This is a genomic window from Hyunsoonleella flava, assembly GCF_004310325.1.
Classification (GTDB): domain Bacteria; phylum Bacteroidota; class Bacteroidia; order Flavobacteriales; family Flavobacteriaceae; genus Jejuia; species Jejuia flava.
Window position 1 is genome coordinate 195,645 of record NZ_SIRT01000001.1, and the last position, 22,185, is coordinate 217,829.

Consider the following 22,185-nt stretch of genomic DNA (forward strand, 5'->3'; position numbering starts at 1 on the left):
AATGATTAAAATAAAAGACACCTTATATTTATGAGACATAAGGTGTCTTTTGGGAGAATTATATTCTTTTATTTTACTGCTGAAGATATTGTGTTTATTGGCATTGCATCTTCTCTAGCTTTAGCTTCTTCAAGCCATTTAGGTAATAGGTTTTCCTTAAACGCTTTTTTCTCTGCCTCAAGTTTTTCAATATCTAAACCTATGTATTCTTGCGCTTTTTCTTTAGTAGAAATATCAGGCATTTCAAGTGGCTTGTTATGTCCTAAATCTGCTAACAGTCTAGCTAGTTTTACACGAGCTTCCTGTGCAATAACAAGACCACTGCCTATAACGCGAGCTGTTTCAACAGGGGAGTGGAATGAAGCACCATGCGCAGCAGCAGAGTAATCCCAACGCCATTGCCCATGACGAATATCAGTTAATATGGGTTTCATTTGGGCTTCTGTAGCACCTAAATCCCAACATTTTTTAGCTTCTAAATGTGCAGCAACTAGAAGTTTTTCAAGTTTTAAACGATTTTCAGTGGCCTTACGCTGTCTTTCATATACATTCGCAATAAGCTTGTTAGATTCTTCTCTATGACAAACTTGACAGGCATTGGATGTATTGTTTAAAGGTGATTGAATATGGTGATCTGTAAACTTTTGCCCGCCTTCACTTTTGTAAGGCATATGGCAATCTGCACAAGATACACCTCTGTCTGCATGAACACCGGTAGTAAATGTTTCATAACCTGGATGTTGCGCCTTCAGCATAGGTGCTTTACTTATTTTATGTGTCCAGTCTTTAAATTCTAAATTATCATAGTAGTTTTCCATATCTTCAACCGTCATACCGTCTTTCCAAGGAAATACTAAATATGGCGTACCTTCTTTTCCTGGTAAATTCTTATTGAAATAATACTCTACGTGGCACTGTGCACATACCAAAGAACGCATTTCGTTATGAGTCGCATTGTTGATATCTTTACCCATAGCATCAAAAGCTTCAACAAGTGCTGGTCTGGTAATTTTCAGTTTCATGGTTTTATTGTCATGACAATCGGCGCAACCTATTGGATTTACCACTTCGGCACCTTTATCAGCCCACTTTCCACTATAAAATTCAGTAATTCCAATTTCATTCATCAATCTTGGTACATCAGGACTTTTACATGTCCAGCATGTAGCAGGCATTGGACCATCACCTTTTCCTTTTGGACCACCCGTTCTCAATGAATTATGAATATCTTCAACCGCATAAGCATGCCCTCTTCCTTGGTTATAATCTTTAGAAAACCCATAGCCTGCAAAAAGAATTACAAGATTTGGATCTTCCTCCAAAACATCTCGCATCGCAGAACCACCCTGCATAGAGGCAAATGTGGTGTCTAGCGTTTGCAATGAAGATTGGTATTCTAAAGGAAAATTTTCTCCCCATACGGCATTTCTAGGTTCGTTTTCAGCAATATTTACACTAGGGGTATATTTGTATTTTGCTTCAGATTTTCTATTGACAATACTAGATGCTAGCAGCCCTAGTAAAAAAACCACGATAATGGTTACAATAAATAATACTTTGTTTTTCATTTGGTATGGGTTTAATCTTTAGTGTTTAATTGTTCTTCCATCCATTCAGGAATCACTAGTTCCTGCTGGTCTGTTGGTAATGGTGCTACATTAAATTTTACAGTGGATAACCCATGGACTTTACCATGAGGTACTTGTTTATGACAACTCCAACATTGTCGTTGTGTTCTATTTTCTCTATGGTCTTCAATGTAGCCATCATATTTTGCTTGGGTAACTTGTTGAACATGGCAACGGATACAATTATTTTGCACTACTTCTTGTGACGCTTCTTTCATTTCAATAACATCAGGTTCTAAGCGAGCTGTAAAAACCGAAGCATGGTACAAACCATCTTTCGCTTTAAAATAGTATTTATTCACAACGTTATTATGAGGTACATGGCAATCATTACAATTTGCCCATTCTCTATGAGAACTGTGCATCCAACTATTGTATACTGGTGTCATAACATGACAGTTAACGCAGGCTTGTGGATCATCAGACATGTATGACAATACACGAGATTCTTTCGCCATAAACAAACCTAAACCAATAACGACTGCAATAAAGAATACAGCAGTAATACGCCATCGTGTTGTTTTTGGTGGTAATATTTTTCCTTTAGTATCCAATTAGTTAGTGCTAGTTACTTTTAAAAAGTGTGGGATTAATAATTAATTGTGCCCAACCCCAGTTATTAGTATTGTCATTTGGTCTTCCACCTTTAATCAGGCTCATACTATCAGATGCAAACATGTGAGAATAACCAATATTCAATTTTACGTTTTTTGCGATCTTGTTTGTGTAAACAAAGTCTAGTTCCGTTCCTAAATATTTATCAGCATCATTATTTAAATTGGCATTAGCCAAAAAATAATGTGCTTTAGCTAACAAGGTAGACTTTTCTCCAGTTTTAAATACAACTTTTCCATAAAAATCATCTAATCCTACATTATTGGCATGGTTACCTACATAAAAATAATCCATAAAACCATTAAATTTATGATTGGTTCCATATAAAGGTAAGAAAGATTTATTTTTAGAATCACCACTTTGGTCGGTTCCGCTTAAAAGTTCTAATCCTAATGCAAATAATGTATTGTTAGGTTTGTAATTTGCCTCTAAGGATACTTGATAAGCGCTTAAATCTGTTGTTTTATTAGATTTACCAAATTGATAATAGGCAGACCCTACCATTTTTACATTGTCTATAGGAAATGTAAAGTAAGACCCAACCGTATGTTTGTAGAACACACTATCTGCTATATCATTATCAACACCTGTTAAGCTTTGAAAACCTGTATTCAATACTAAAAGGCTAGCTGAACTATTTTCCCAAGTTTTCTTTAAATAAGCAAACTGAAGTGCTTTATATGTCGATGCACCTTGAATGGTAAAAACATTGCCTTCTCGCATTTGTGATTGCTGACTGAAGGCAAAACCAAAATGAGCCATAAAGTTATCCTTTTTATATTTGATTAAGCCTGCATCATGGAAACGTCCTTGCATTGCCCAATCTAAGCCACCCAAAATTCTCTGGTCATCATATGAAAGTACTTGACGCCCAAGCTTAGTAGACCAGTTTTCATTTATATGATATTCAAACCAAGCTCTAAATAATGAAAACGAATTATTGCTATCAGTAGCATCTATTTGTCTAGTATCTCCCCAAACACTCACATCTTGAACGCTTATCATAATATCTAAGTTTTCCATAATGTAACTTACATTTAGTCTGGAACGTTGCACAACAAAAGCGGCTGGCTCTGTATTATTAGGAAATAAGTTATTAAATCCATGACGATATTCAAATCGCGGTCTAATATCTGCACCAATTTCTAATTGTGCATTAGAATTTTGAATAAAAAGAAATAATAAAAAAAATAGAATTAATTTAACGAATGGTAGTCGGTTTTTGCTCATCATCAAGTTTGTTTAGAATTGCTGAGCAAATTTGGTAACTTTTTTACCTGATATATATGACAATTATCATGAACTTAAAAAAAACAAGATTTTTTTATCTTTTTTATAAAACAGAGTCTGCTAGGAGTTTTATAAATGAGATCTCCGCAATTTCATATAGATTTTATAATAGTGAGTAACCAATAACAATTGTAAATTCTAAACCTGCAAAACCCCCAAATTAAACGGTTTTTCAATAGGCGCATGATTTGCAGCCTCAATACCCATACTAATCCAAGTTCTAGTATCTAGAGGATTAATAATAGCATCCGTCCAAATTCTAGCTGCAGCGTAATAGGGCGAAACTTGGTTATCGTAACGGTCTTTAATTTTATTAAACAATTCCGCTTCCTTTTCAGGAGTAATTTTTTCACCTTGTTTTTCAAGAGAAGCCTTTTCAATCTGTAGTAACACTTTAGCAGCAGAGTTCCCACTCATTACGGCAAGTTCTGCACTAGGCCATGCAAAAATCAAACGTGGGTCATAAGCCTTACCACACATGGCATAATTACCAGCACCATAACTATTCCCTATAATTACCGTGAATTTAGGCACAACCGAATTACTAACCGCATTTACCATTTTAGCCCCATCCTTTATAATGCCAGAATGCTCACTTTTACTACCCACCATAAAACCAGTAACATCCTGTAGAAATACCAACGGAATTTTCTTCTGGTTACAATTCGCAATAAATCGCGTAGCCTTATCGGCGCTATCATTATAAATCACACCACCAAATTGCATTTCGGTAGGTTTGGTTTTAGAGCCAGTAGTTTTTACTATTTGCCTTTGATTAGCCACAATACCAACTGCCCAACCATCAATACGCGCATAGCATGTAATAATGGTTTGGCCATAACCCGCTTTATATTCCTCATATTCCGAATTATCAACCAAACGCTGAATGATTTCAAACATATCATATTGGTCCGCACGACTTTTAGGCATAATTCCAAAAATATCTTCAGGATTTTCAGAAGGCTTTTTAGCATCAATACGGTTAAACCCAGCTTTATCGTAGTCGCCAATTTTATCAACAATGTTTTTTATTTTATCTAAAGCATCCTTGTCATCTTTCGCTTTATAATCCGTAACCCCAGAAATTTCGCAGTGTGTCGTCGCGCCACCTAGAGTTTCATTATCAATACTTTCCCCAATAGCAGCCTTCACTAAATAGCTACCCGCAAGAAATATACTTCCCGTTTTATCCACAATCAACGCCTCATCACTCATAATAGGGAGGTAGGCACCACCAGCAACACAACTACCCATAACAGCCGCAATTTGCGTAATACCCATACTGCTCATTTTAGCATTATTTCTAAAAATCCGCCCAAAATGCTCCTTATCAGGAAAAATTTCATCCTGCATAGGCAAATACACCCCAGCCGAATCCACTAAATAAATAATAGGCAATCGGTTTTCAATAGCAATTTCTTGCGCACGCAAATTCTTTTTCCCAGTAATAGGAAACCACGCCCCAGCCTTAACCGTAGCATCGTTTGCCACCACAATACACTGTTTCCCTTTAATATACCCAATCTTTACAACCACACCACCCGAAGGACAACCACCATGCTCCAGATACATATCTTCGCCCGCAAAAGCAGCAATTTCAATAGACTTAGCCTTGGCATCCAACAAATAATCAATCCGCTCTCTCGCAGTAAGTTTGCCCTTACTGTGAAGCTTTTCAATACGTTTCTTCCCACCGCCTAAACTCACTTTAGCAAGTCGTTTATTCAGTTCAGAAACCAGTAATTTATTATGATCTTCATTCTTATTGAAGTTAATGTCCATAGGTCTATTAATTTGTACACGAAGTTACAAAACCATTTTTGCTCCCAAAAGCGAATAATTTGTAAAAAGTATAATATTAATTTGGGCGTTACCCTCCTTTGGTCGGGTCGGGCTTTCGGGAGTCGCTCCTCCTACGTTGGGAGCTTCAACAAATCCCTCAATCCCTAACGCGGGCAAATCCGTAATCTATCAGCCCAAACCTAACACAGTTACCTTCTGCAAGGTAGTTTCAAAAGCAAAAAAATCTTAATAAAATCACAAAATGTATTACATGGAAATATATTCCTTGGAATATAAATTTATTTTACGTAATTTTGTCCTGTAGTTAAAAACATCACCATGAAAACAAATAAAATCATCTATTATATAGTAACAGCGTTATTAACAGCTGTAATGCTATTTTCAGTCAGCATGTACTTTTTTCAACATGATATGATAAAAGGTGCTTTTGAAAGTTTTGGTTATCCAACGTATATTATTTATCCGTATGCTATTGCTAAATTATTGGGACTAGTAGCAATATGGTTACCAGGATATAAAACATTAAAGGAATGGGCTTATGCAGGATTCTTTTATGCATTTATACTAGCGTTTTTTGCACATTACATGATAGGCGATGGGCAACAAGGTACAGCGGTAGTAGCGTTAATAGCATTGGCTGTTTCGTATATATTTTACAAAAGAATAAATAAGTAATTAGAATAATAGAAACAGATTTCATCGAAAGAGGAAATGAATAAATAATAATTGAATGAAAAATATAATAGCATTTGCAGGGAGTAACAGTAAAACATCTATCAATAAGCAATTAGCCGTTTATGCTTCAAGTTTAGTTAAAGATGTAGAAGTAGAAATTCTTGATTTAAATGATTTTGAGTTACCGCTTTACGGTATTGATTTAGAAAATGAAAAAGGCATTCCAGATGATGCACATCGATTTTTAAAGTTGATAAAATCATCAGATGGGATTGTTTTATCTTTAGCAGAGCATAATGGCGCTTATGCGACAGTGTTTAAAAATTTATTTGATTGGATGTCAAGAATTGACGGAAAACTTTGGAGTGAAAAACCCATGTTGTTGATGGCAACATCTCCTGGAGCTAGAGGAGGAGCTACTGTTTTAGAGATTGCTAAAGGACGTTTTCAATACATGGGAGGAAATATAATTTCAGATTTTAGTTTCCCATCATTTGGGAATAATTTTTCTGAAGGAAAGATTATTAATGAGGAATTGAATGCTGATTTAAAAACTAGAGTGGAGAAATTTCAAAATAGTTTATAGTTGATATGACCTATTTAAAAACCAAAGAAAACGATTCTGATGTGATAGCATATATTAATGCTATTGAAGATGATGCAAAAAAAGAAGATGCTTTGATTCTTTTGGAGCTTATGGAGCGCATAACTGGCTTTAAAGCTAAAATGTGGGGGAATAGAATTATTGGTTTTGGTAATTATCTTTATAAAACAAAGGCTGGAAAAGAAGGAGAGTGGTTTTTAACAGGGTTTTCCCCAACAAAGACAAATGTATCATTACACCTAATGTTTGGCTTAACTGAGGAAACAGATTTATTAGAGAAATTGGGAAAGCACAAAATAGGTAAGGGGTGTTTGTATTTAAAAAAACTGGCTGATGTAGATATTTTAGTTTTAGAAAAACTGGTTTCAAAAACATTTAAAAGAATGCAAAAAGAAGTGTAATAATGGGAGACTTGTCAAAAGATATAAATTCGACATTTGCGAATAATAGAGTGAAAGCTTTATTGAATATTATCTATACATCCAATTGGATAATGAGCCACCAAAATGAGTTTTTTAAAACCTATGGAATTTCGCCCCAACAGTACAATATTTTAAGAATTTTAAGAGGTGCAGATGAACCATTAAACGTTCAAACAATTAAAGACAGAATGATAGAGCGTTCACCTAACGCAACGCGTTTAATGGATAAATTATGTGCCAAAGAATATATAGAACGTTGCCCTTCAGATCACGATAGGCGTGTTGTAAAAATCGCCATAACTGAAGAAGGTAAAGCGTTTTTAGAATCTATACCAAATGATTTCAATCGAGATTTATTGAAGAATTTGAGTGAAGAAGAAGCAGAACAGTTAAGTAATCTGCTTGATAAAATGCGATAGTCGCGTTTTTTTACACAAATAGTTTCCATGGAAAATATTTTAAAAGTAATTATTATGAAAGCAAATACAATAAAAACAGTAGGGCGAAGTGATTTCGTCAACATGGGACCAATACAGTTACGGCAACCCATTCCAACAAGAACGATTGATAATATAGATCCGTTTATATTATTGCACCATTACGGACCTTATGATATTTCAGAACGAAATAATCCGTTTGATTTAGGGCCACATCCGCATCGCGGATTTGAACCAATCACCTTTTTAATCCAAGGAGAACAGTTGCATAGGGATTCGCTTGGAAATGAAAGCGTAGTAAAAGCAGGTGATGTACAGTGGACAACGGCAGGCAGAGGTATTATTCATGCTGAAGCGCCTACGAAAGCATTTGTACAAAAAGGAGGTGCACTTGAAGGTATTCAGTTATGGTTGAATTTGCCTGCTGAAAAAAAAATGATTGAGGCTAATTATCAGCATGTTGCTCATGAAGATTTTAGAACGGTTACTTCAGAAGATAAGAAAGTGAGCATTCAAATAATTGCTGGTGAATTGGAAGGTGTTTATGGACGTGTTAAAACGCAAAGTCCTGTAAATGCTTTTATGATTGCTGTTGAAGCAGGTGGACGTTATGAGATTGAAGTTCCAAAATCACATCAATCTACAGTGTATTTGTTGAAAGGTGATGTAACGGTTAATGACACCGAAACTTTGAAATTGAATGAGAATCAATTAATTCAGTTTAATCAAGATGGTGAAGGGTTTTCTATTGCTGGAAATGAAAATAGTAAGCTATTATTTCTTTCAGGAGAACCATTTAATGAACCGGTAACAACGTATGGCCCTTATGTGATGAATACGCAAACCGAGATTATGGAAGCGATGCGTGATTACCAAATGGGAAAAATGGGTTTTTTACCTGCAAATTAATAAATGTCAGTTCGGGTATCCCGATTTTTTATTCGGGATATATCGAAAATAATTTTAAAAAGTAAATATTATGAAAACAGTAATTCACAAAGCAGATACTAGAGGTTTCGCCAATCATGGTTGGTTAAAATCACACCACACATTTAGTTTTGCGGGCTACCAGAACCCAGAACGTATGAATTTCGGAATGCTACGTGTGTTGAACGATGATGTGGTACAACCAAAAATGGGATTTGGAACGCATCCACATCAAAACATGGAGATTAATCTATTCCCTTAAAAGGCGCCTTATCACATAAGGACAGTATGGGAAATAAACGCGCTATTGAGGTTGGTGAAGTACAGGTAATGAGTGCTGGTACGGGATTAACACATTCTGAATTTAACGATAGTAAAACAGACGAAGTTAACTTTTTACAGCTATGGATTATTCCAGAAGCAATGGGTGTTGCCCCAAATTATGAGCAGCGTAAATTTGATGCTTATAAGCGAAAAAACACATTACAAACCGTTGTGGCACCAAAGGATAAATTAGAAGGCGATGCGCTACCTATTAGTCAGCAAGCTTATATTTATAGAACTAATATAGATGCTGGAAACTCGGTGAGTTTAAGTCCGAAAAATGTTGATAATGGGGTTTATGTTTTTGTTGCTGAAGGACGAGTGAAAGTATCTGGAAATACTTTGGATAAGCGCGACGCCATTGGTGTTTGGGATGTCAATAAGATTGAGATTTTGGCTAATGAAAATTCGGAAGTAATTATAATAGAAGTTCCTATGAACTAATGATTAGTATTGATTAATAGCGAAAAAGCACCTAGAAATGGGTGTTTTTTTTATTTAAAACTACGATATTTGCTTTTCAACTAACTAATAAAAAGAAGAGATTATGGCGATGAATAAAAATACAGTTTTAGCATGGGCAACCATTTTAATGATTATTATGGGGGTTGTGCTAATTTTAATGGGAGCATATAGATATGATGATGTTGCAGGCTGGGGCTTTGCTACAGTAGGTATTGGTTTTTTTGCGATAGCATGGGTGTTTAACGCTTTAAAAGGAAGGGTTTAAGGGTTTTTGATTTTAGAATAACGATTAACGATTTAGGATTTTCCAAATAAACAACTAAACGCTTCAACATATAAACAAATAATATGAGCGACGATAAAAAGATAATCTTCTCCATGTCCGGTGTTACCAAGACATTTCAAAGTGCAAATACACCGGTTTTAAAAAATATTTATTTAAGTTTTTTCTACGGTGCTAAAATTGGAATTTTAGGACTTAATGGTTCTGGTAAATCTACCTTATTAAAAATTATCGCTGGTGTTGATAAAAACTACCAAGGAGATGTGGTGTTTTCTCAGGATTATTCAGTTGGGTATTTAGAACAGGAACCAAAACTTGATGAAGAGAAAACCGTAATAGAAGTTGTAAGAGAAGGCGCTGCTGAAACGGTTGCTATTCTTGATGAATACAATAAAATAAACGATCAGTTTGGGCTAGAAGAAGTATACAGTGATCCTGATAAGATGGAAAAGCTCATGAACCGTCAAGCTGAATTGCAAGATCAAATTGATGCTGCAAGCGCTTGGGAATTAGACACTAAGTTAGAAATTGCCATGGATGCCTTAAGAACTCCTGATGGTGATAAAAAAATAGGCGTATTGTCTGGTGGTGAACGCAGACGTGTAGCGTTATGTCGTTTATTATTAAAAGAACCAGATGTCTTATTATTAGATGAGCCTACCAACCATTTGGATGCAGAATCTGTGCATTGGTTAGAGCATCATTTAGCGCAATATAAAGGTACTGTAATAGCGGTAACGCACGATAGATATTTCTTAGACAATGTGGCGGGTTGGATTTTAGAGTTGGATAGAGGAGAAGGCATTCCTTGGAAAGGAAATTACTCGTCTTGGTTAGACCAAAAATCTAAGCGCATGGCTCAGGAAGGTAAAGCAGCTTCTAAACGTCAAAAAACCTTAGAACGTGAGTTAGAATGGGTACGTCAAGGTGTTAAAGGGCGTCAAACCAAACAAAAAGCACGTTTAAAGAATTACGATAAGTTGATGAGTCAAGACCAAAAACAACTTGACGAAAAATTAGAAATATACATTCCAAATGGGCCGCGTTTAGGAACCAATGTAATTGAAGCCAAGGGTGTTGCCAAAGGTTATGACGATAAGTTGTTGTATGACGATTTAAATTTTAACCTACCACAAGCAGGTATCGTTGGTATTATTGGTCCCAATGGTGCTGGTAAAACAACTATTTTTAGAATGATAATGGGAGAAGAAACACCTGATAAAGGTGAGTTTATCGTTGGTGATACAGCTAAATTGGCTTATGTAGACCAAAAACATTCTAATATAGACCCAGAGAAAACCATTTGGCAAAATTTTAGTGATGAACAAGAATTGGTAACGATGGGAGGAAAGCAGGTAAATTCTAGAGCTTATTTAAGTCGTTTTAATTTCTCTGGAAGCGAGCAAAACAAAAAAGTAAAATTACTTTCTGGAGGGGAGCGTAACCGTTTACATTTGGCTATGACTCTAAAAGAGGAAGGTAATGTATTACTTTTAGATGAGCCTACTAACGATCTTGATGTGAACACCTTACGAGCTTTAGAAGAAGGTTTGGAGAACTTTGCAGGGTGTGCTGTAGTTATTAGTCACGACCGTTGGTTTTTAGATAGAATTTGTACGCATATTTTAGCTTTTGAAGGCGATTCTCAAGTGTATTTCTTCGAAGGAAGCTTTTCCGATTATGAGGAAAATAAAAAGAAACGATTAGGTGGTGATTTAATGCCTAAGCGGATTAAATATAAAAAGTTAGTTAGGTAAATAAGATATTTAGTGTAACTAAAAAGCCCACTTTTTAGAAAGCGGGCTTTTTAATTTTATAAACGTTTGTTTTCTATTCGTAAATATGACCGTCTCCAAATTTATAATCAGAAGTTTTGATGTTTTCAAAACTCTTCTTTGTAGCATCAAACTGACGTAATAACGTACTCTGTTTTTTTATATTTCTAGAAATTAGAAAAAGAAGTACGAAAATAGGAGTAAATAAGAGGATTATTAAAATCATTTTAGATTTTAGTTATTATCGTATAAGTGACCATCCCTAAAATCCTTATAGGTTTTATTGTCGTCATCGCTTTGTAAGGAACCTGATTGTGCTAACTGGTCATTTTCTTTTTTAAGGATATAAGATTTTCTTACACCTAAGATAAGAAGTATCAAAAAGAAAACCACTACTACCGATAAAATAGTAACAATTTGACTTTGACTAATTAGTATTGGGATTGTCTTTGGGCTTATGGTTAAGAGAAACATGAACTAATCGATTTGGGTTAATAGCTATACAAATATAAACTTTTTTATATACTAAAACGTTTAAAATGAAGTAAATATGTGAATTTTATTAACACCATGTTAATGTTTTATAGCCAAAAACCGCGTAAATTAATGGTTTTCAAGTACTTTGTTTAGTGAATTATCTGACGGAATTTTATTATAAATAATAACATTTTATAGTAATTTGTAACATTTTTGAATAAAAATATACCAATAATTTAAGGTCAATTAAATTTCAAAAGTCATCTTTTTTAACGAAATTGCTTGTCCTTAAAAATGTTCAACTTAAAACACTACACATACCATGTCTGATGATTTTGATTTATTAGAAACCAATTCCAACGAAAAAACCGAAAAAGTAGATGTCAATTGGGGAAAAGCCATTGATACTATGAAATCTAAGCTATCGCAAGAGGATGACCCTGAGGTGCGTCAGAAAATCTTAAACGCAACATTGGATGATGTGGTTCATATGGCTGAGAAAGACAGAACTACGCTTTTAGATGCTATTAAGGATTTAACTGATTATCAAGACGAAGTTGGTATTTTGTTTGAAAAATTTTCATCACTCAATGCTACGGAGCAAAAAGTTATTGACGATGCTCAAAAAGCTTTAGAACGTGCAAAAGTTGAACTAGAAGATGCAAAAGCGAAGCCGGATACATGGTGGAACAATCTTTGGGGCCGTAAAAGTAAGATTGCCAAAGCTGAACAAGCACTAAAAGATGCCGAAAAAGTTAGGGCGTCGGCTGATAACAGGGCCAAGGCTATGTTTCAAGAGCGTATTGAAAATGCTGATGTACAAACACTTTTAAAAGAATTATCTTATAAATCTCAGGCGGCAGTTACGCGCTTAAAGAATCGAGAGATAGAAATTAAGGAAGTTGAGGATAAACTGCAAGATGCTATAGTAGAAGCTACAAAAAATCATACTAAAGCTTTAGAGAAAAAGAAAGAAGTTGAAGCCAAACTAGAAGAACAGTATGCGCTATTAAAGCAAGCTAGACAAGAGCTGGAAGATATAGCGGATAAACAATCTGCAGAATATGCTCAAGCCGTTGGTAAGGTAACTCAACTTGAACAAAAAGTTGAGGAGCTTGAAGGTCTAAAAAATGCTTATACCACACTTGCAGCCAGTAAGGATAGCTTTGTACACAAACATAACTTAACTATAAAGGTATTAACCTCACTTAGAAGTAATTTACAAACGCACCGTGCTAAACTTAAGAGTGATACAGAAGAACGTTTAAAATACTACGACGGTTATGTAGTGGCCCTAAAAGCCAGAACAGATCAGGAGTTTGCCGCTATTTTAGAACATTTAGGTGTAAAAACCGATGAGCATATTGGAGAAACTCTAGCTGCGATGCATACGGCGAGTGCCAAGGCGCGTCAGGATATGATGGATAACATTCCTGTGCATGAAAAAGTGATGCAAGGTGTTTATAGCAGTTATGCTGAGGCGTTACAGGAAATTCGGGAGAAGGATGTGGATATTCAAAAGAATTTTGCAGAGCGTTATGGTATCGATATGAAAGAGATTTTTGAAGAGTATTATAAGGCTGATGCCAAAGCACCTTCGGGCGATGGTGAACCTGCAGGAGAACCAAAACCAGAGGCAAACGATGATGATTTGTTATCTTAATTATTCAACAAAAAGCTATAAATTTTCAGGTTTTATCCAATTGCGTTAGGGATTGAACGGCATGTTTGAAATCCACGACGCAGGAGGGATTGAGTAGTGAAAGCCCGACCCTTGCGGTAACGCCCAAAAATTTAAAATTCAATATAATGGTCTGCTAACAGCGACTGTGACTGAAAACGCAATGCATGTCAATTAACCAAATAGTTACACCTTTAGATTCCGCTATTTTAGATTCCAAAGCACACTATACATTTTATCATAAAATGATAGATTTTGTGTTTAAGGAGTTGATTGTGGCGGTACAACGCGAAAATATATGCAACGACGCCGAAGTGGCTATGTTTAAGCAATATTGCGACTTGTTGCTGTATTCCATAGAGGCAATGCGTATTAAATACATGTATGATGAAGAAGATAATATGAAGGTGGACTTGACGGAATCTGGTTTCCCTAATTATTTGGAATTTAGATACTTATTTAATGATTTAGAGCTTCGTGATGATTATTTAGGGCGTTTGACACCTGTGGATACTTTAAAGGAAGAGTTTTTGGATACGCTAATGCGAAAAAAGCAACCTGTAAAGAAAAGTAGGCTGTTTCAAGCAGCATCTATAGTATATTATGCCTCGGTTAATAAGAAATATATTTTCAATCGCTTTGTACAGGGTAAAATAATAAGTGCCCCAAAGGATTCTGAAGCAGAGTTTTTGACAAGTTGGAGTTTTTATGATGTGGTAAAAAACAGACCTTTTATTTGCTTTATGTATTTTAATTATGATGGCAATAATATAAACGATTATAAAAATGAAATTTACCAGATATTAAAACATGTTGGAGACAGAGATATGGCCTTAGATACCATGGCATATGGCATTGACAATAAGTTGCCAAAAGTATCACCAAAGCTTATAAAACGTATAGATTTAGGACCAATTCACAACATGTTCGCAAAGGATGAAAATACGCTAACCCATACTATTTTAGAAGCGATTAGTAAAAAAACTATTCCGCTGGAATCCTATGCGGTATCTCTAAAAGTAACCGAAGTAGCTTCAAAAAGTGAATTTAAGGAAGGCAGTTTTTTCAATAAGCAAATATTGCAAAATTGGGGTGATGTATTTCAACAAAAGTATGTTTTGGCGCCACATCGTGTTATTCAATTATTATACAATAAAACACCAGAAATTATGAATGGGTTGGCAAAACCACCTGTTGAGATTTCTGGGGTGGAAATAAAAATTTAAAGTAAACAGTCTTAGTCGCAGTAGGCAGTTCTGTTAACTGTGACTGCGACTGTAAACTAAACGAAACATGGAACACAACTCAACATTCCCAATAAAACTGTCTGAACTTGATATGCTTCGAGACGAGGCCTCCTCATACTTAAAAAGTGTACAGTGGGAGCAAGGTGCTCGTGCAAAGCATAGAGATAAGGATGCTAAAGACGAATCTATTTTATTGTATTTGTCGCGTGCCAATAACGGTTCAAGTGCAACGGAAATTACTTCGGTATCTAAAACGATTTTAGCATTAAAAAAACGATTACTACCTGATTCCGTGGCGATTCCTATATATCTGAATCAGACATTATACGCAGTTCAGGAAGGGATTACTCTGGGGATTTGGATTAAGGATAGCTATTACGACGCTTCTGGATTATCGAGTCTAAATGAAAATAAATCGGCTCTGGATAGAAATGGCAAACGAGAGTTTGAAAGTAAAATGCACACCGCAACGGCGTTTATGTTATTTTCAAAAGCCTACAAGATTTTGCATGATTTAAAGCCACATGCTTCAGACGATTTAAGTGTTATGAAACAGAAATTCGCAGGTATTCCTGAGGTGTCTTTAATGTCGCCCATGAAAGGAATTTCATGTAGTTTGTTTTATTATGATAAGTACTTAGGACATCCAGAAATTATTAAGTCTGATAAAGACGTTATAGATTTTACGGTGGTGTATTTTGAAGCCCTTATTGATGAAATTCAATTACGTAAAAGCTCGTTGGAGTACACTGAAACTATCGAGGACAGAACGTATAAATTAGAAAACTCTGAGTTTGCAGTTTCGGGTTGGAACAATGTATTTCAAGGTACAGCTAAAAGCGTAGAGTTTAATAAAATCCAGTTTGAACAAATTGTTGGTAACAGAGACGCCAAACATTTTGCGCGTCGTTTGACTGAACGTTTGTTAAGCTACGATTTTACGGCAAAGAAAAATCCTTTTCAAGAATTAGGCGGATTTATGCCTGTGTTCATGGGATATGGTATCCCTGGAACAGGAAAAAGTATGTTGATAGCAGCTATTGCTACACGATTAAAAGAACACTGTGATACTTTGGATATTCCGTTTTTGTTTCATCCTATGCCTGATACTTTGATATCGACCTTTCAAGGAGGTTCAGCAGAAAAAATGGTAGAGTGGATGAAGCCTTTGCAAGATCCTTCAAAACTAATTTTTGCACCTATTGATGATGCCGAAAATAATTTGCAAGAGCGCACAGCTCAAGGGGTTTCGGCTGGAGTTAAGGAGGTTATTGGTGTGTTTTTGAGATATACCGAAGGTGCTTATGCAGTGAATTATGGGAATAGTTCTATAGGGTTGTTTACTAATTTACCTGAAATGCTGGATAAGGCAGTGATTTCCCGTGTACAAGGGCGTTTTAATATAGATGGAGCGAGAACAGAGCATGACTTTTTAGATCAAGATCATCTATGGTGGCGAAAAATTGACGATACCATGCCAGATTTTGTGAATATGCAAGGGCCTGAAAACTATAGTTATTTGCAAGACCAAGGATTGGCAAAAAACATGGGAGATATTTTAAAAAGTGTGGAAAAGCCAACCGAAGAACGTGTGCATGATGTTTATGATAAAGTAGAGAAACACTTTAAAACCAATCAGCATTTATTTTATGCAAATTTGTACAAAGAAATTCAGGCGATATTTCCATTTTTCTCTTCACGTGATGTTCGGAATATTCAATCTGCTATTTCTTTACGATTAACAGATTTTGATTTGGAAGAGGATTGGTTTGAAAATCCAGAAATCTATTTCAAACAAGAATACGATACTAAGTATAATATGTTGCAGGAGTTGATGCGAGCCAATATGAAAGGACTTGATTTTTCTGAGATTCGACGTCAAGAAGTGGTGCGTTATTTAGATAATGTAGCGACCATTGCAGATACAGATTTTAAACGAAAAGTAGATGCACGAGTAAATCAATTAAATATTGAAATGGAGGCAAGACAGCAGTTTGATAAAAATTAAACGAATGTCAGGTCGAGCGCAGTCGAGACTTACAAAATGTGATAAATAGTTAAAGTGAATTCATAGAATGAATAACAAAAACGTCAAAAACATAAAGCACACGCTACTTTCAGATAACTATTATATTCTGAACAAAGTCACTTTTGACTATATGATGAAAAGTGGCAAATGGGTCAACCAAATGCGAGAGGTATACGATAGAGGAGACGGTGCAGGAATTTTGCTCTATAATACCACTAAAAAAACAGTTATCCTTACAAAACAATTCAGGATGCCCACCTGTTTAAATGATAATGATGACGGTATGTTGGTTGAAATCGCTGCTGGTATGTTGGATAAAGATAATCCCGAAGCCTGCATCATAAGAGAAACGGAAGAAGAAGTTGGTTATCGTTTAAAAGAAGTAAGAAAAGTTTATGAAGGCTATTCCTCTCCTGGTGTGATGACCGAAAAAATGCACTTTTTTGTTGGCGAATATACCGATGATATGAAAGTAAGTGAAGGCGGTGGTTTGGATAGTGAGGCAGAAGATATTGAGGTAATGGAACTTCCTTTTGAAAAGGCCGTAAATATGCTTCATAATGGGGAGATTGTGGATACGAGGACTATTGTGTTGTTGCAGTATGCCATCATTCATAAGTTGTTGGATTAAATGGAAAAACTAAAACTAGCAAATCTATATAGAAGCGAACTTATTCCCGTAAGCGGGAAATTGGTAGAGCGTTATAATAAATGCTTGGTAAAACTTGGATTTACAAAAACCAAACTCAAAACCTTCCATATTGATGGTATTGGTTGGAGTCCGGAAGTTGCTGAAGAAAAAGAAGATGCCAGCTATTTGAATAATGGAGAGGCTAATCCACATGGCATTATTATTTCGCCGCTTCAAAAAGGAAAGCCTGTATACTTACCCTTTCATACATTTGATAGGGATATGATGAAGTATATCTTTAAAATTCATGGTGTTAAGATTAAAGATATCACTAGAGACAGTGCAATATGTTTAGATTTCGACCAAGGCATTGATGCGTTTTACGAACCGCTAGATGTTTTAAAGTATAACGAAATCACTATCAAATTTCATTTAATTGATAATCTTGATAAGATAAAGGAGGAGCAGTTACAACTTGTTGAGGAATTCAATAGAGATAACAACTTTATCAGTGAAACCATGCACCAAAAGTTATTGGATTCGGCTAAAACCTATGGCGATTTAAGAGATAGAGATTTAGAACTACAAGAGGTACAATACACAACAGATTCCTTTTATACTAGAGCATTTGGTGGTGTTTACATACTGCGCGATTTTATAGTGCCTATAGTCATATTTGAAGATGAAGAATGGCACAAAGAGGCTATTAAAGACACCACTCATGATGTTTTGATTTACCATATTCAACAACCCGAGCTAATGGATAAATTAAGCAGCCACTCTATCATAAGTTATGATTTAGAAGCTTCTGTAAAAACAAAACGTTACGACAGAATCAAGAAATTCGAGATGTTTTTGCATCTAAAAAAACCGAAACATCCTATTCAGGAAATACTCGATAATCCTATTTTATTCAAAAGCTATTTAAATAAGTTAGATATAAAATCTCGAAAAAAGATAATGAGTGTAGAACGTTATTTGGAGAAAATAGAAACCAGTAACGAGTTTAAAATAGCTGATATTGTTGATCCAAAGTTATTTCAGTCATTACATCAGCCACATTCGTCTTTAGAACCAAAACATCAAGATTTAATTTGGAAACTATTGATAAATATTGCACCTAAAGATGTACTGTATTGGTATTGGTACGACAAACCTGATTTTTATGATAGTTTTTCAACCTGGGACGATTCATTTAAAGATTGGGTTGTGGAAACGATTAGTAACAATATTTAAAAAATATAGACTAATTTTATAGACACTTGATTAACTAAAAAGATAAATATGACCTTAGAACTTATAATATTCGTCGGTGCTATATTATTTGGTGCATTGCTGTATTGGAGAGAATCCCATGGAAATAAATTATATCGATTTTTTAACAAATTGATGTATTCCAAAGAGTTACAAATGAAGCCAACGGATAAAACAGGTTTTTTATATCAGCAGAAGCTCATTGTCCGACTAGTATTTATCGGGTTTTTGTTTCTAATTGGAATTGTGGTTACTCGATTTTTAATACCTATTGATATTGCTACAATTTCAATATTTGCATCAATGATTGTAGGTACGCTTTTGGGTACGTATTTGGCGGGTTTTATTTTTAAATCGAGCGAAGTAATTGACGAAAAAAGCGAGTCTATTGAAGATTTGGTGCATGACACCATAGAAAAAGGCAAAGATATCATGGAAGATATAAAAACTAAGAAACCGCCCGTAATTGAGGAGGCTAAAAAAGAAATAGAAAACGAGCCAAAACCAGAGAAAAAAAGTGCTAGAGACAGGCTTAAAGACAAAGGCTATTTAAAATGATTTCTAACAGAACTAGGTATATAATGATTGCATTGTTTGCAATTTTATTGATCACGGAACTTTGTATTTACGACTACGGTAGCAATTTTGACTGGAAAAACACATTGAGGTTAGCTACACCCATATTGATGATAATTGCCATGATTTTGAGTATCAAGCATGTAAATAAACATGGCGAAAACTAACATTATTTAAGATGATAAAAAACTACTGGAATAAAGGGAAAAAGCAAAAAACGATTACAATTATTGTTGGTTTAATAGTGCTCATCTCATTATTTGTTTTACGTGATGACTATCAACCAGCGTTGTTGTTTGTGCGCAAGTTTATTTTCGTCATTTTACTTAGTGGAATTATCTTGTTTTTTGGACTTCGGAAATTCAGAAGATCTGCTAGTACTGGCGGCAGGTTGGGAATTCTTGCAGTTTTAGCATTGTTTTTTGGCCTTTTATATGTGGTGGGTTGGCACTTTAAAATGTACGATTATATGAAAACGTACAATGTATTTAATCATTTAAACAAAGTGGAAATCAACGAACTGCCGTTAACGCAAAATGAACGCATTCAACCTTTACGGAACATCTTCTCAATGGCGAATGAAAGTGTAGGAGAAACTAAGGATGTTTCGTTACCGCATTTGGTAAGAATAGACGATGAAAACAAGTGGACGATGGCCATTCAACCTACCGAAAAATATGTTTGGCAAGGGATTACTGATAATACAGAAGAGGTGTTTGCGGTATCAAGTACAACACCATTTCCCAGATTTTCAAGTGAAAACAGGATTCCTGTTACCTTTTCAATTGGTGAATCCTTAAAATTTAGTAGAAATACATACAATGCCGTAGTGCAACGTTTTAATTTCTTTCAGTTATTTACTTTAGAGCCAAGTGATACCTATTATATGAAAGACGATTTTGGAAAGTGGGTGCAAGTGGTCAGTCTTATTAAATGGAAAGGTTTTTTATTTCCTTATCCTACCTTTGGTGGCGTAATGGTGATTGATAATGGCGAACATGATTTTGGTGATTATGTTGAGAGGATTTTGATTGGAAAGGGAACTTACATAAGTCCTGAAGAAATGAAGAATCATATTTATTTAACACGACAAAATACATTGGCAGAAAAAGTATCACGACTCCAAGCTGAATCCTTGAAGTTTTTAGGAGGCTTTAGCGATCCGTTGCCTTGGAATATGGAAACGGCGGTAAAAATTCCTGAAATGCCTAAGGACCAAAACCAGCAGCCCTATGTAACCGATTTTGATTTTTCTGAAACTGAAACAGGAGCTTACAGTGGTTTGTACCATTGGTTTGGTTTAGAGCCAGTAGGGGAAGAGCGCACAAGTTTAAGTTTTAGTGTTTTTGTACCCGCTGATGGTACAGATAAATTATATTATTACAACCATGCCGCTAAAAAGCAGGGTTATGCTGGGGTTTCGGCGATGCCTCTAAAAGTACAGGAATCGCGAAAAGAATATGATTGGACAGCAAATACCCCTGTGGAATTCAGGCCTTACATAAAAAATATTGCTGGTAAGAAACGTATGTTTTTCATGGGAACGGTATCTTCAATAAGTGATAAGAATGCGCAACAGTTTGATGGTTCGGCTACTCCAGATTTGGTATTGATTGATAGTGAGTATCGTGATGTGGTATGGATAGATGTAAAACATCCTAGCCAATGGGATAAAACAGTTTACGATCAGTTAAATGAAGCTTGGAGAGCCAGTGAAGGTATTGGTTATTATTTTGCAGAGGAAAAAAGAGAAATTGACATAGCTGAATCGGTTAAAGATTCACTGAATAAAGCAATTCCCATCGATAGCGATAAAAACAAACTGCTTGACAAACTTCAAAGACAAATTGATTCATTGAAATCAATCACTAATTAGCAATGTTGTTATCAACTGAACGGATTATGTGAGATATTAATCCTTTTCTAATAAAATTTTTATAACCTAATATTGAAGGTTAATTTGTTTTATTTCAATGTGTTATGGTTTTTTGTTTGAACTAAATTTTATTTCTAAACATCTAAAAGATACGCTATTGCGTATATGTTCATGTAAGCAAAACGCTAATAGATCTATTCTAAAAAATTAAAAAGGACTTTTTTGCTAAAAGTCTTAGTATTAACACTAAAAAGACAATAATTATGGAAAATAAAAGCAACACAGGTTTAAAAGTGGCATTAGGTATAGCTTTGGTTTTATTTTTAGCTACTGGATTTTACACAATGAATTTGTATAAAGAAAGTAAGGATACCAAAAATGAATTAAGCGCTGAAAAAGAATTGGTAATGAATGATTTGAACGCTATGGCAAAGCAATACGATGAGGCCATCGCTGAAAATGACATCGCCAACAAGGATTTAATTGAAGCAAGAGACCGTATTCAAGGTTTAATAGATTCTTTAAGGATTTCAGAAACCAATGTAAAGAGTCTATGGCGCTACAAAACAAAATACAGAAACCTTCAAAAGGAAATGGATGTTTTATTGGCTTTAAATGATTCACTTAAAATTGAAAATTCATATCTAGCAACTTCATTGGACAGCACACGCGTTAGGCTTGAAGAACGCACTATGTTTACAGATTCATTATTAGTGCAGAACACAGCACTTGCTGAAGTTGTTGAAAACGCATCGATTTTAAATACTGTTGATTTAAAAGGATTTGGTGTTATTGAAAGAACTTCAGGAAAATTAATTCCAACGGAAAGAGCCAGAAGAGCTGATAAAATTAGAGTATGCTTTACAGTTGCTAAGAACCCATTGGTACAAGCTGGAGATCAAGAATTATATGTTCAAGTGATTGACCCGAATAACAATATTTTGGGAGCTAATGAACAAGTGGTTTTTGATGAGAAAACTTTAAACTATAGTGTTGTAAGCAAGTTTAACTATGAAAGTGCTAACTTAAATGTTTGTGAGTTTGTAACTTCTAATGGAGATAGTGATTTTGAAAAAGGACGCTACGTTGTAAACGTATTTAATAAGAAAGACCTCGTATCAACTTCAGAGTTTACATTGAAGTAAGACAGATAATCTTTTAATAGA

General features: G+C 35.1%; 23 protein-coding genes. 17 read left to right on the top strand and 6 right to left on the bottom strand.

Annotated elements, in window-relative coordinates; genetic code table 11:
* Positions 1–68: 68 nt before the first annotated feature.
* The 4 genes from nrfA to EYD45_RS00785 form a co-directional block, all read right to left on the bottom strand.
* Positions 69–1,568: an ammonia-forming cytochrome c nitrite reductase gene (nrfA, locus tag EYD45_RS00770; protein ID WP_130962437.1), complete on the bottom strand. Its 1,500-nt coding sequence runs from the start codon at positions 1,566–1,568 to the stop codon at positions 69–71.
* A gap of 11 nt (positions 1,569–1,579) precedes the next feature.
* Entirely contained in the window at positions 1,580–2,182 is a 603-nt protein-coding gene (gene nrfH / locus EYD45_RS00775) for a cytochrome c nitrite reductase small subunit (protein WP_130962438.1), read from the bottom strand.
* A gap of 10 nt (positions 2,183–2,192) precedes the next feature.
* The gene (locus EYD45_RS00780; protein ID WP_233702479.1) at positions 2,193–3,476 is read right to left on the bottom strand and encodes an alginate export family protein; all 1,284 of its coding nucleotides are present in this window, start codon (positions 3,474–3,476) and stop codon (positions 2,193–2,195) included.
* Positions 3,477–3,671: 195 nt separating this feature from the next.
* Complete coding sequence (locus EYD45_RS00785) at positions 3,672–5,315, bottom strand: acyl-CoA carboxylase subunit beta (RefSeq protein ID WP_130962439.1); 1,644 nt, start codon at positions 5,313–5,315, stop codon at positions 3,672–3,674.
* A 339-nt stretch (positions 5,316–5,654) separates the two neighbouring features.
* On the opposite strand from EYD45_RS00785, the gene EYD45_RS00790 reads away from it, so the two are divergent.
* The 9 genes from EYD45_RS00790 (at position 5,655) to ettA (ending at position 11,230) form a co-directional block, all read left to right on the top strand.
* Complete coding sequence (locus EYD45_RS00790; RefSeq protein WP_130962440.1) at positions 5,655–6,011, top strand: DoxX family protein; 357 nt, start codon at positions 5,655–5,657, stop codon at positions 6,009–6,011.
* 55 nt (positions 6,012–6,066) lie between these two features.
* Positions 6,067–6,597: an NADPH-dependent FMN reductase gene (locus tag EYD45_RS00795; RefSeq protein ID WP_130962441.1), complete on the top strand. Its 531-nt coding sequence runs from the start codon at positions 6,067–6,069 to the stop codon at positions 6,595–6,597.
* Positions 6,598–6,602: 5 nt separating this feature from the next.
* On the top strand, positions 6,603–7,016 hold the full coding sequence (locus tag EYD45_RS00800) for a DUF1801 domain-containing protein (protein ID WP_130962442.1): 414 nt from the start codon (positions 6,603–6,605) through the stop codon (positions 7,014–7,016).
* A 2-nt stretch (positions 7,017–7,018) separates the two neighbouring features.
* Positions 7,019–7,456, top strand: a complete 438-nt coding sequence (locus tag EYD45_RS00805; protein ID WP_130962443.1) for a MarR family winged helix-turn-helix transcriptional regulator — start codon at positions 7,019–7,021, stop codon at positions 7,454–7,456.
* A gap of 54 nt (positions 7,457–7,510) precedes the next feature.
* A complete protein-coding gene (locus tag EYD45_RS00810) occupies positions 7,511–8,383 on the top strand; it encodes a pirin family protein (RefSeq protein WP_130962444.1) in 873 nt (290 codons plus the stop codon).
* Positions 8,384–8,453: 70 nt separating this feature from the next.
* The gene (locus EYD45_RS17045) at positions 8,454–8,663 is read left to right on the top strand and encodes a pirin family protein (protein WP_317127918.1); all 210 of its coding nucleotides are present in this window, start codon (positions 8,454–8,456) and stop codon (positions 8,661–8,663) included.
* 26 nt (positions 8,664–8,689) lie between these two features.
* Positions 8,690–9,169 (top strand): pirin family protein, encoded by a 480-nt coding sequence (locus EYD45_RS00815; protein ID WP_317127919.1) that lies wholly within the window; start codon positions 8,690–8,692, stop codon positions 9,167–9,169.
* 103 nt (positions 9,170–9,272) lie between these two features.
* On the top strand, positions 9,273–9,455 hold the full coding sequence (locus EYD45_RS00820; RefSeq protein WP_042243884.1) for a CAL67264 family membrane protein: 183 nt from the start codon (positions 9,273–9,275) through the stop codon (positions 9,453–9,455).
* 83 nt (positions 9,456–9,538) lie between these two features.
* Complete coding sequence (gene ettA, locus EYD45_RS00825; RefSeq protein WP_130962445.1) at positions 9,539–11,230, top strand: energy-dependent translational throttle protein EttA; 1,692 nt, start codon at positions 9,539–9,541, stop codon at positions 11,228–11,230.
* Positions 11,231–11,303: 73 nt separating this feature from the next.
* Here ettA and EYD45_RS16650 read toward each other — a convergent pair whose 3' ends face one another.
* Entirely contained in the window at positions 11,304–11,474 is a 171-nt protein-coding gene (locus EYD45_RS16650; protein WP_165453855.1) for a hypothetical protein, read from the bottom strand.
* Between the two features lie 8 nt (positions 11,475–11,482).
* Positions 11,483–11,722, bottom strand: a complete 240-nt coding sequence (locus EYD45_RS00830) for a hypothetical protein (protein WP_130962446.1) — start codon at positions 11,720–11,722, stop codon at positions 11,483–11,485.
* 325 nt (positions 11,723–12,047) lie between these two features.
* Between EYD45_RS00830 and EYD45_RS00835 the strand changes: the two genes are divergently transcribed.
* The 8 genes from EYD45_RS00835 to EYD45_RS00870 all read left to right on the top strand — a co-directional run bounded on the left by EYD45_RS00835 (position 12,048) and on the right by EYD45_RS00870 (position 22,164).
* A complete protein-coding gene (locus EYD45_RS00835) occupies positions 12,048–13,388 on the top strand; it encodes a coiled-coil domain-containing protein (protein WP_130962447.1) in 1,341 nt (446 codons plus the stop codon).
* 185 nt (positions 13,389–13,573) lie between these two features.
* A complete protein-coding gene (locus tag EYD45_RS00840) occupies positions 13,574–14,632 on the top strand; it encodes a hypothetical protein (RefSeq protein WP_130962448.1) in 1,059 nt (352 codons plus the stop codon).
* Between the two features lie 67 nt (positions 14,633–14,699).
* Positions 14,700–16,661: an AAA family ATPase gene (locus EYD45_RS00845; RefSeq protein ID WP_130962449.1), complete on the top strand. Its 1,962-nt coding sequence runs from the start codon at positions 14,700–14,702 to the stop codon at positions 16,659–16,661.
* Between the two features lie 67 nt (positions 16,662–16,728).
* Positions 16,729–17,313, top strand: a complete 585-nt coding sequence (locus EYD45_RS00850) for an NUDIX domain-containing protein (protein WP_130962450.1) — start codon at positions 16,729–16,731, stop codon at positions 17,311–17,313.
* Positions 17,314–18,549: a DUF6638 family protein gene (locus EYD45_RS00855; RefSeq protein WP_130962451.1), complete on the top strand. Its 1,236-nt coding sequence runs from the start codon at positions 17,314–17,316 to the stop codon at positions 18,547–18,549.
* Positions 18,550–18,597: 48 nt separating this feature from the next.
* The gene (locus tag EYD45_RS00860; protein WP_130962452.1) at positions 18,598–19,125 is read left to right on the top strand and encodes a hypothetical protein; all 528 of its coding nucleotides are present in this window, start codon (positions 18,598–18,600) and stop codon (positions 19,123–19,125) included.
* Between the two features lie 196 nt (positions 19,126–19,321).
* Positions 19,322–21,019 carry a DUF308 domain-containing protein gene (locus EYD45_RS00865; protein ID WP_130962453.1) on the top strand — a complete coding sequence of 566 codons (1,698 nt, stop codon included), beginning with the start codon at positions 19,322–19,324 and terminating at the stop codon, positions 21,017–21,019.
* Between the two features lie 263 nt (positions 21,020–21,282).
* Positions 21,283–22,164 (top strand): chromosome partitioning protein ParA, encoded by an 882-nt coding sequence (locus EYD45_RS00870; RefSeq protein WP_130962454.1) that lies wholly within the window; start codon positions 21,283–21,285, stop codon positions 22,162–22,164.
* Positions 22,165–22,185: the final 21 nt, after the last annotated feature.

Bases quoted from the DNA above. Each gene is read 5' to 3' on its own strand.
- nrfA (WP_130962437.1), bottom strand. From the start codon at position 1,568: ATGAAAAACAAAGTATTATTTATTGTAACCATTATCGTGGTTTTTTTA.
- EYD45_RS00780 (WP_233702479.1), bottom strand. From the start codon at position 3,476: ATGATGAGCAAAAACCGACTACCATTCGTTAAATTAATTCTATTTTTT.
- EYD45_RS00785 (WP_130962439.1), bottom strand. From the start codon at position 5,315: ATGGACATTAACTTCAATAAGAATGAAGATCATAATAAATTACTGGTT.
- EYD45_RS00790 (WP_130962440.1), top strand. From the start codon at position 5,655: ATGAAAACAAATAAAATCATCTATTATATAGTAACAGCGTTATTAACA.
- EYD45_RS00795 (WP_130962441.1), top strand. From the start codon at position 6,067: ATGAAAAATATAATAGCATTTGCAGGGAGTAACAGTAAAACATCTATC.
- EYD45_RS00800 (WP_130962442.1), top strand. From the start codon at position 6,603: ATGACCTATTTAAAAACCAAAGAAAACGATTCTGATGTGATAGCATAT.
- EYD45_RS00805 (WP_130962443.1), top strand. From the start codon at position 7,019: ATGGGAGACTTGTCAAAAGATATAAATTCGACATTTGCGAATAATAGA.
- EYD45_RS00810 (WP_130962444.1), top strand. From the start codon at position 7,511: ATGAAAGCAAATACAATAAAAACAGTAGGGCGAAGTGATTTCGTCAAC.
- EYD45_RS17045 (WP_317127918.1), top strand. From the start codon at position 8,454: ATGAAAACAGTAATTCACAAAGCAGATACTAGAGGTTTCGCCAATCAT.
- EYD45_RS00815 (WP_317127919.1), top strand. From the start codon at position 8,690: ATGGGAAATAAACGCGCTATTGAGGTTGGTGAAGTACAGGTAATGAGT.
- EYD45_RS00820 (WP_042243884.1), top strand. From the start codon at position 9,273: ATGGCGATGAATAAAAATACAGTTTTAGCATGGGCAACCATTTTAATG.
- ettA (WP_130962445.1), top strand. From the start codon at position 9,539: ATGAGCGACGATAAAAAGATAATCTTCTCCATGTCCGGTGTTACCAAG.
- EYD45_RS16650 (WP_165453855.1), bottom strand. From the start codon at position 11,474: ATGATTTTAATAATCCTCTTATTTACTCCTATTTTCGTACTTCTTTTT.
- EYD45_RS00830 (WP_130962446.1), bottom strand. From the start codon at position 11,722: ATGTTTCTCTTAACCATAAGCCCAAAGACAATCCCAATACTAATTAGT.
- EYD45_RS00835 (WP_130962447.1), top strand. From the start codon at position 12,048: ATGTCTGATGATTTTGATTTATTAGAAACCAATTCCAACGAAAAAACC.
- EYD45_RS00840 (WP_130962448.1), top strand. From the start codon at position 13,574: ATGTCAATTAACCAAATAGTTACACCTTTAGATTCCGCTATTTTAGAT.
- EYD45_RS00845 (WP_130962449.1), top strand. From the start codon at position 14,700: ATGGAACACAACTCAACATTCCCAATAAAACTGTCTGAACTTGATATG.
- EYD45_RS00850 (WP_130962450.1), top strand. From the start codon at position 16,729: ATGAATAACAAAAACGTCAAAAACATAAAGCACACGCTACTTTCAGAT.
- EYD45_RS00855 (WP_130962451.1), top strand. From the start codon at position 17,314: ATGGAAAAACTAAAACTAGCAAATCTATATAGAAGCGAACTTATTCCC.
- EYD45_RS00860 (WP_130962452.1), top strand. From the start codon at position 18,598: ATGACCTTAGAACTTATAATATTCGTCGGTGCTATATTATTTGGTGCA.
- EYD45_RS00865 (WP_130962453.1), top strand. From the start codon at position 19,322: ATGATAAAAAACTACTGGAATAAAGGGAAAAAGCAAAAAACGATTACA.
- EYD45_RS00870 (WP_130962454.1), top strand. From the start codon at position 21,283: ATGGAAAATAAAAGCAACACAGGTTTAAAAGTGGCATTAGGTATAGCT.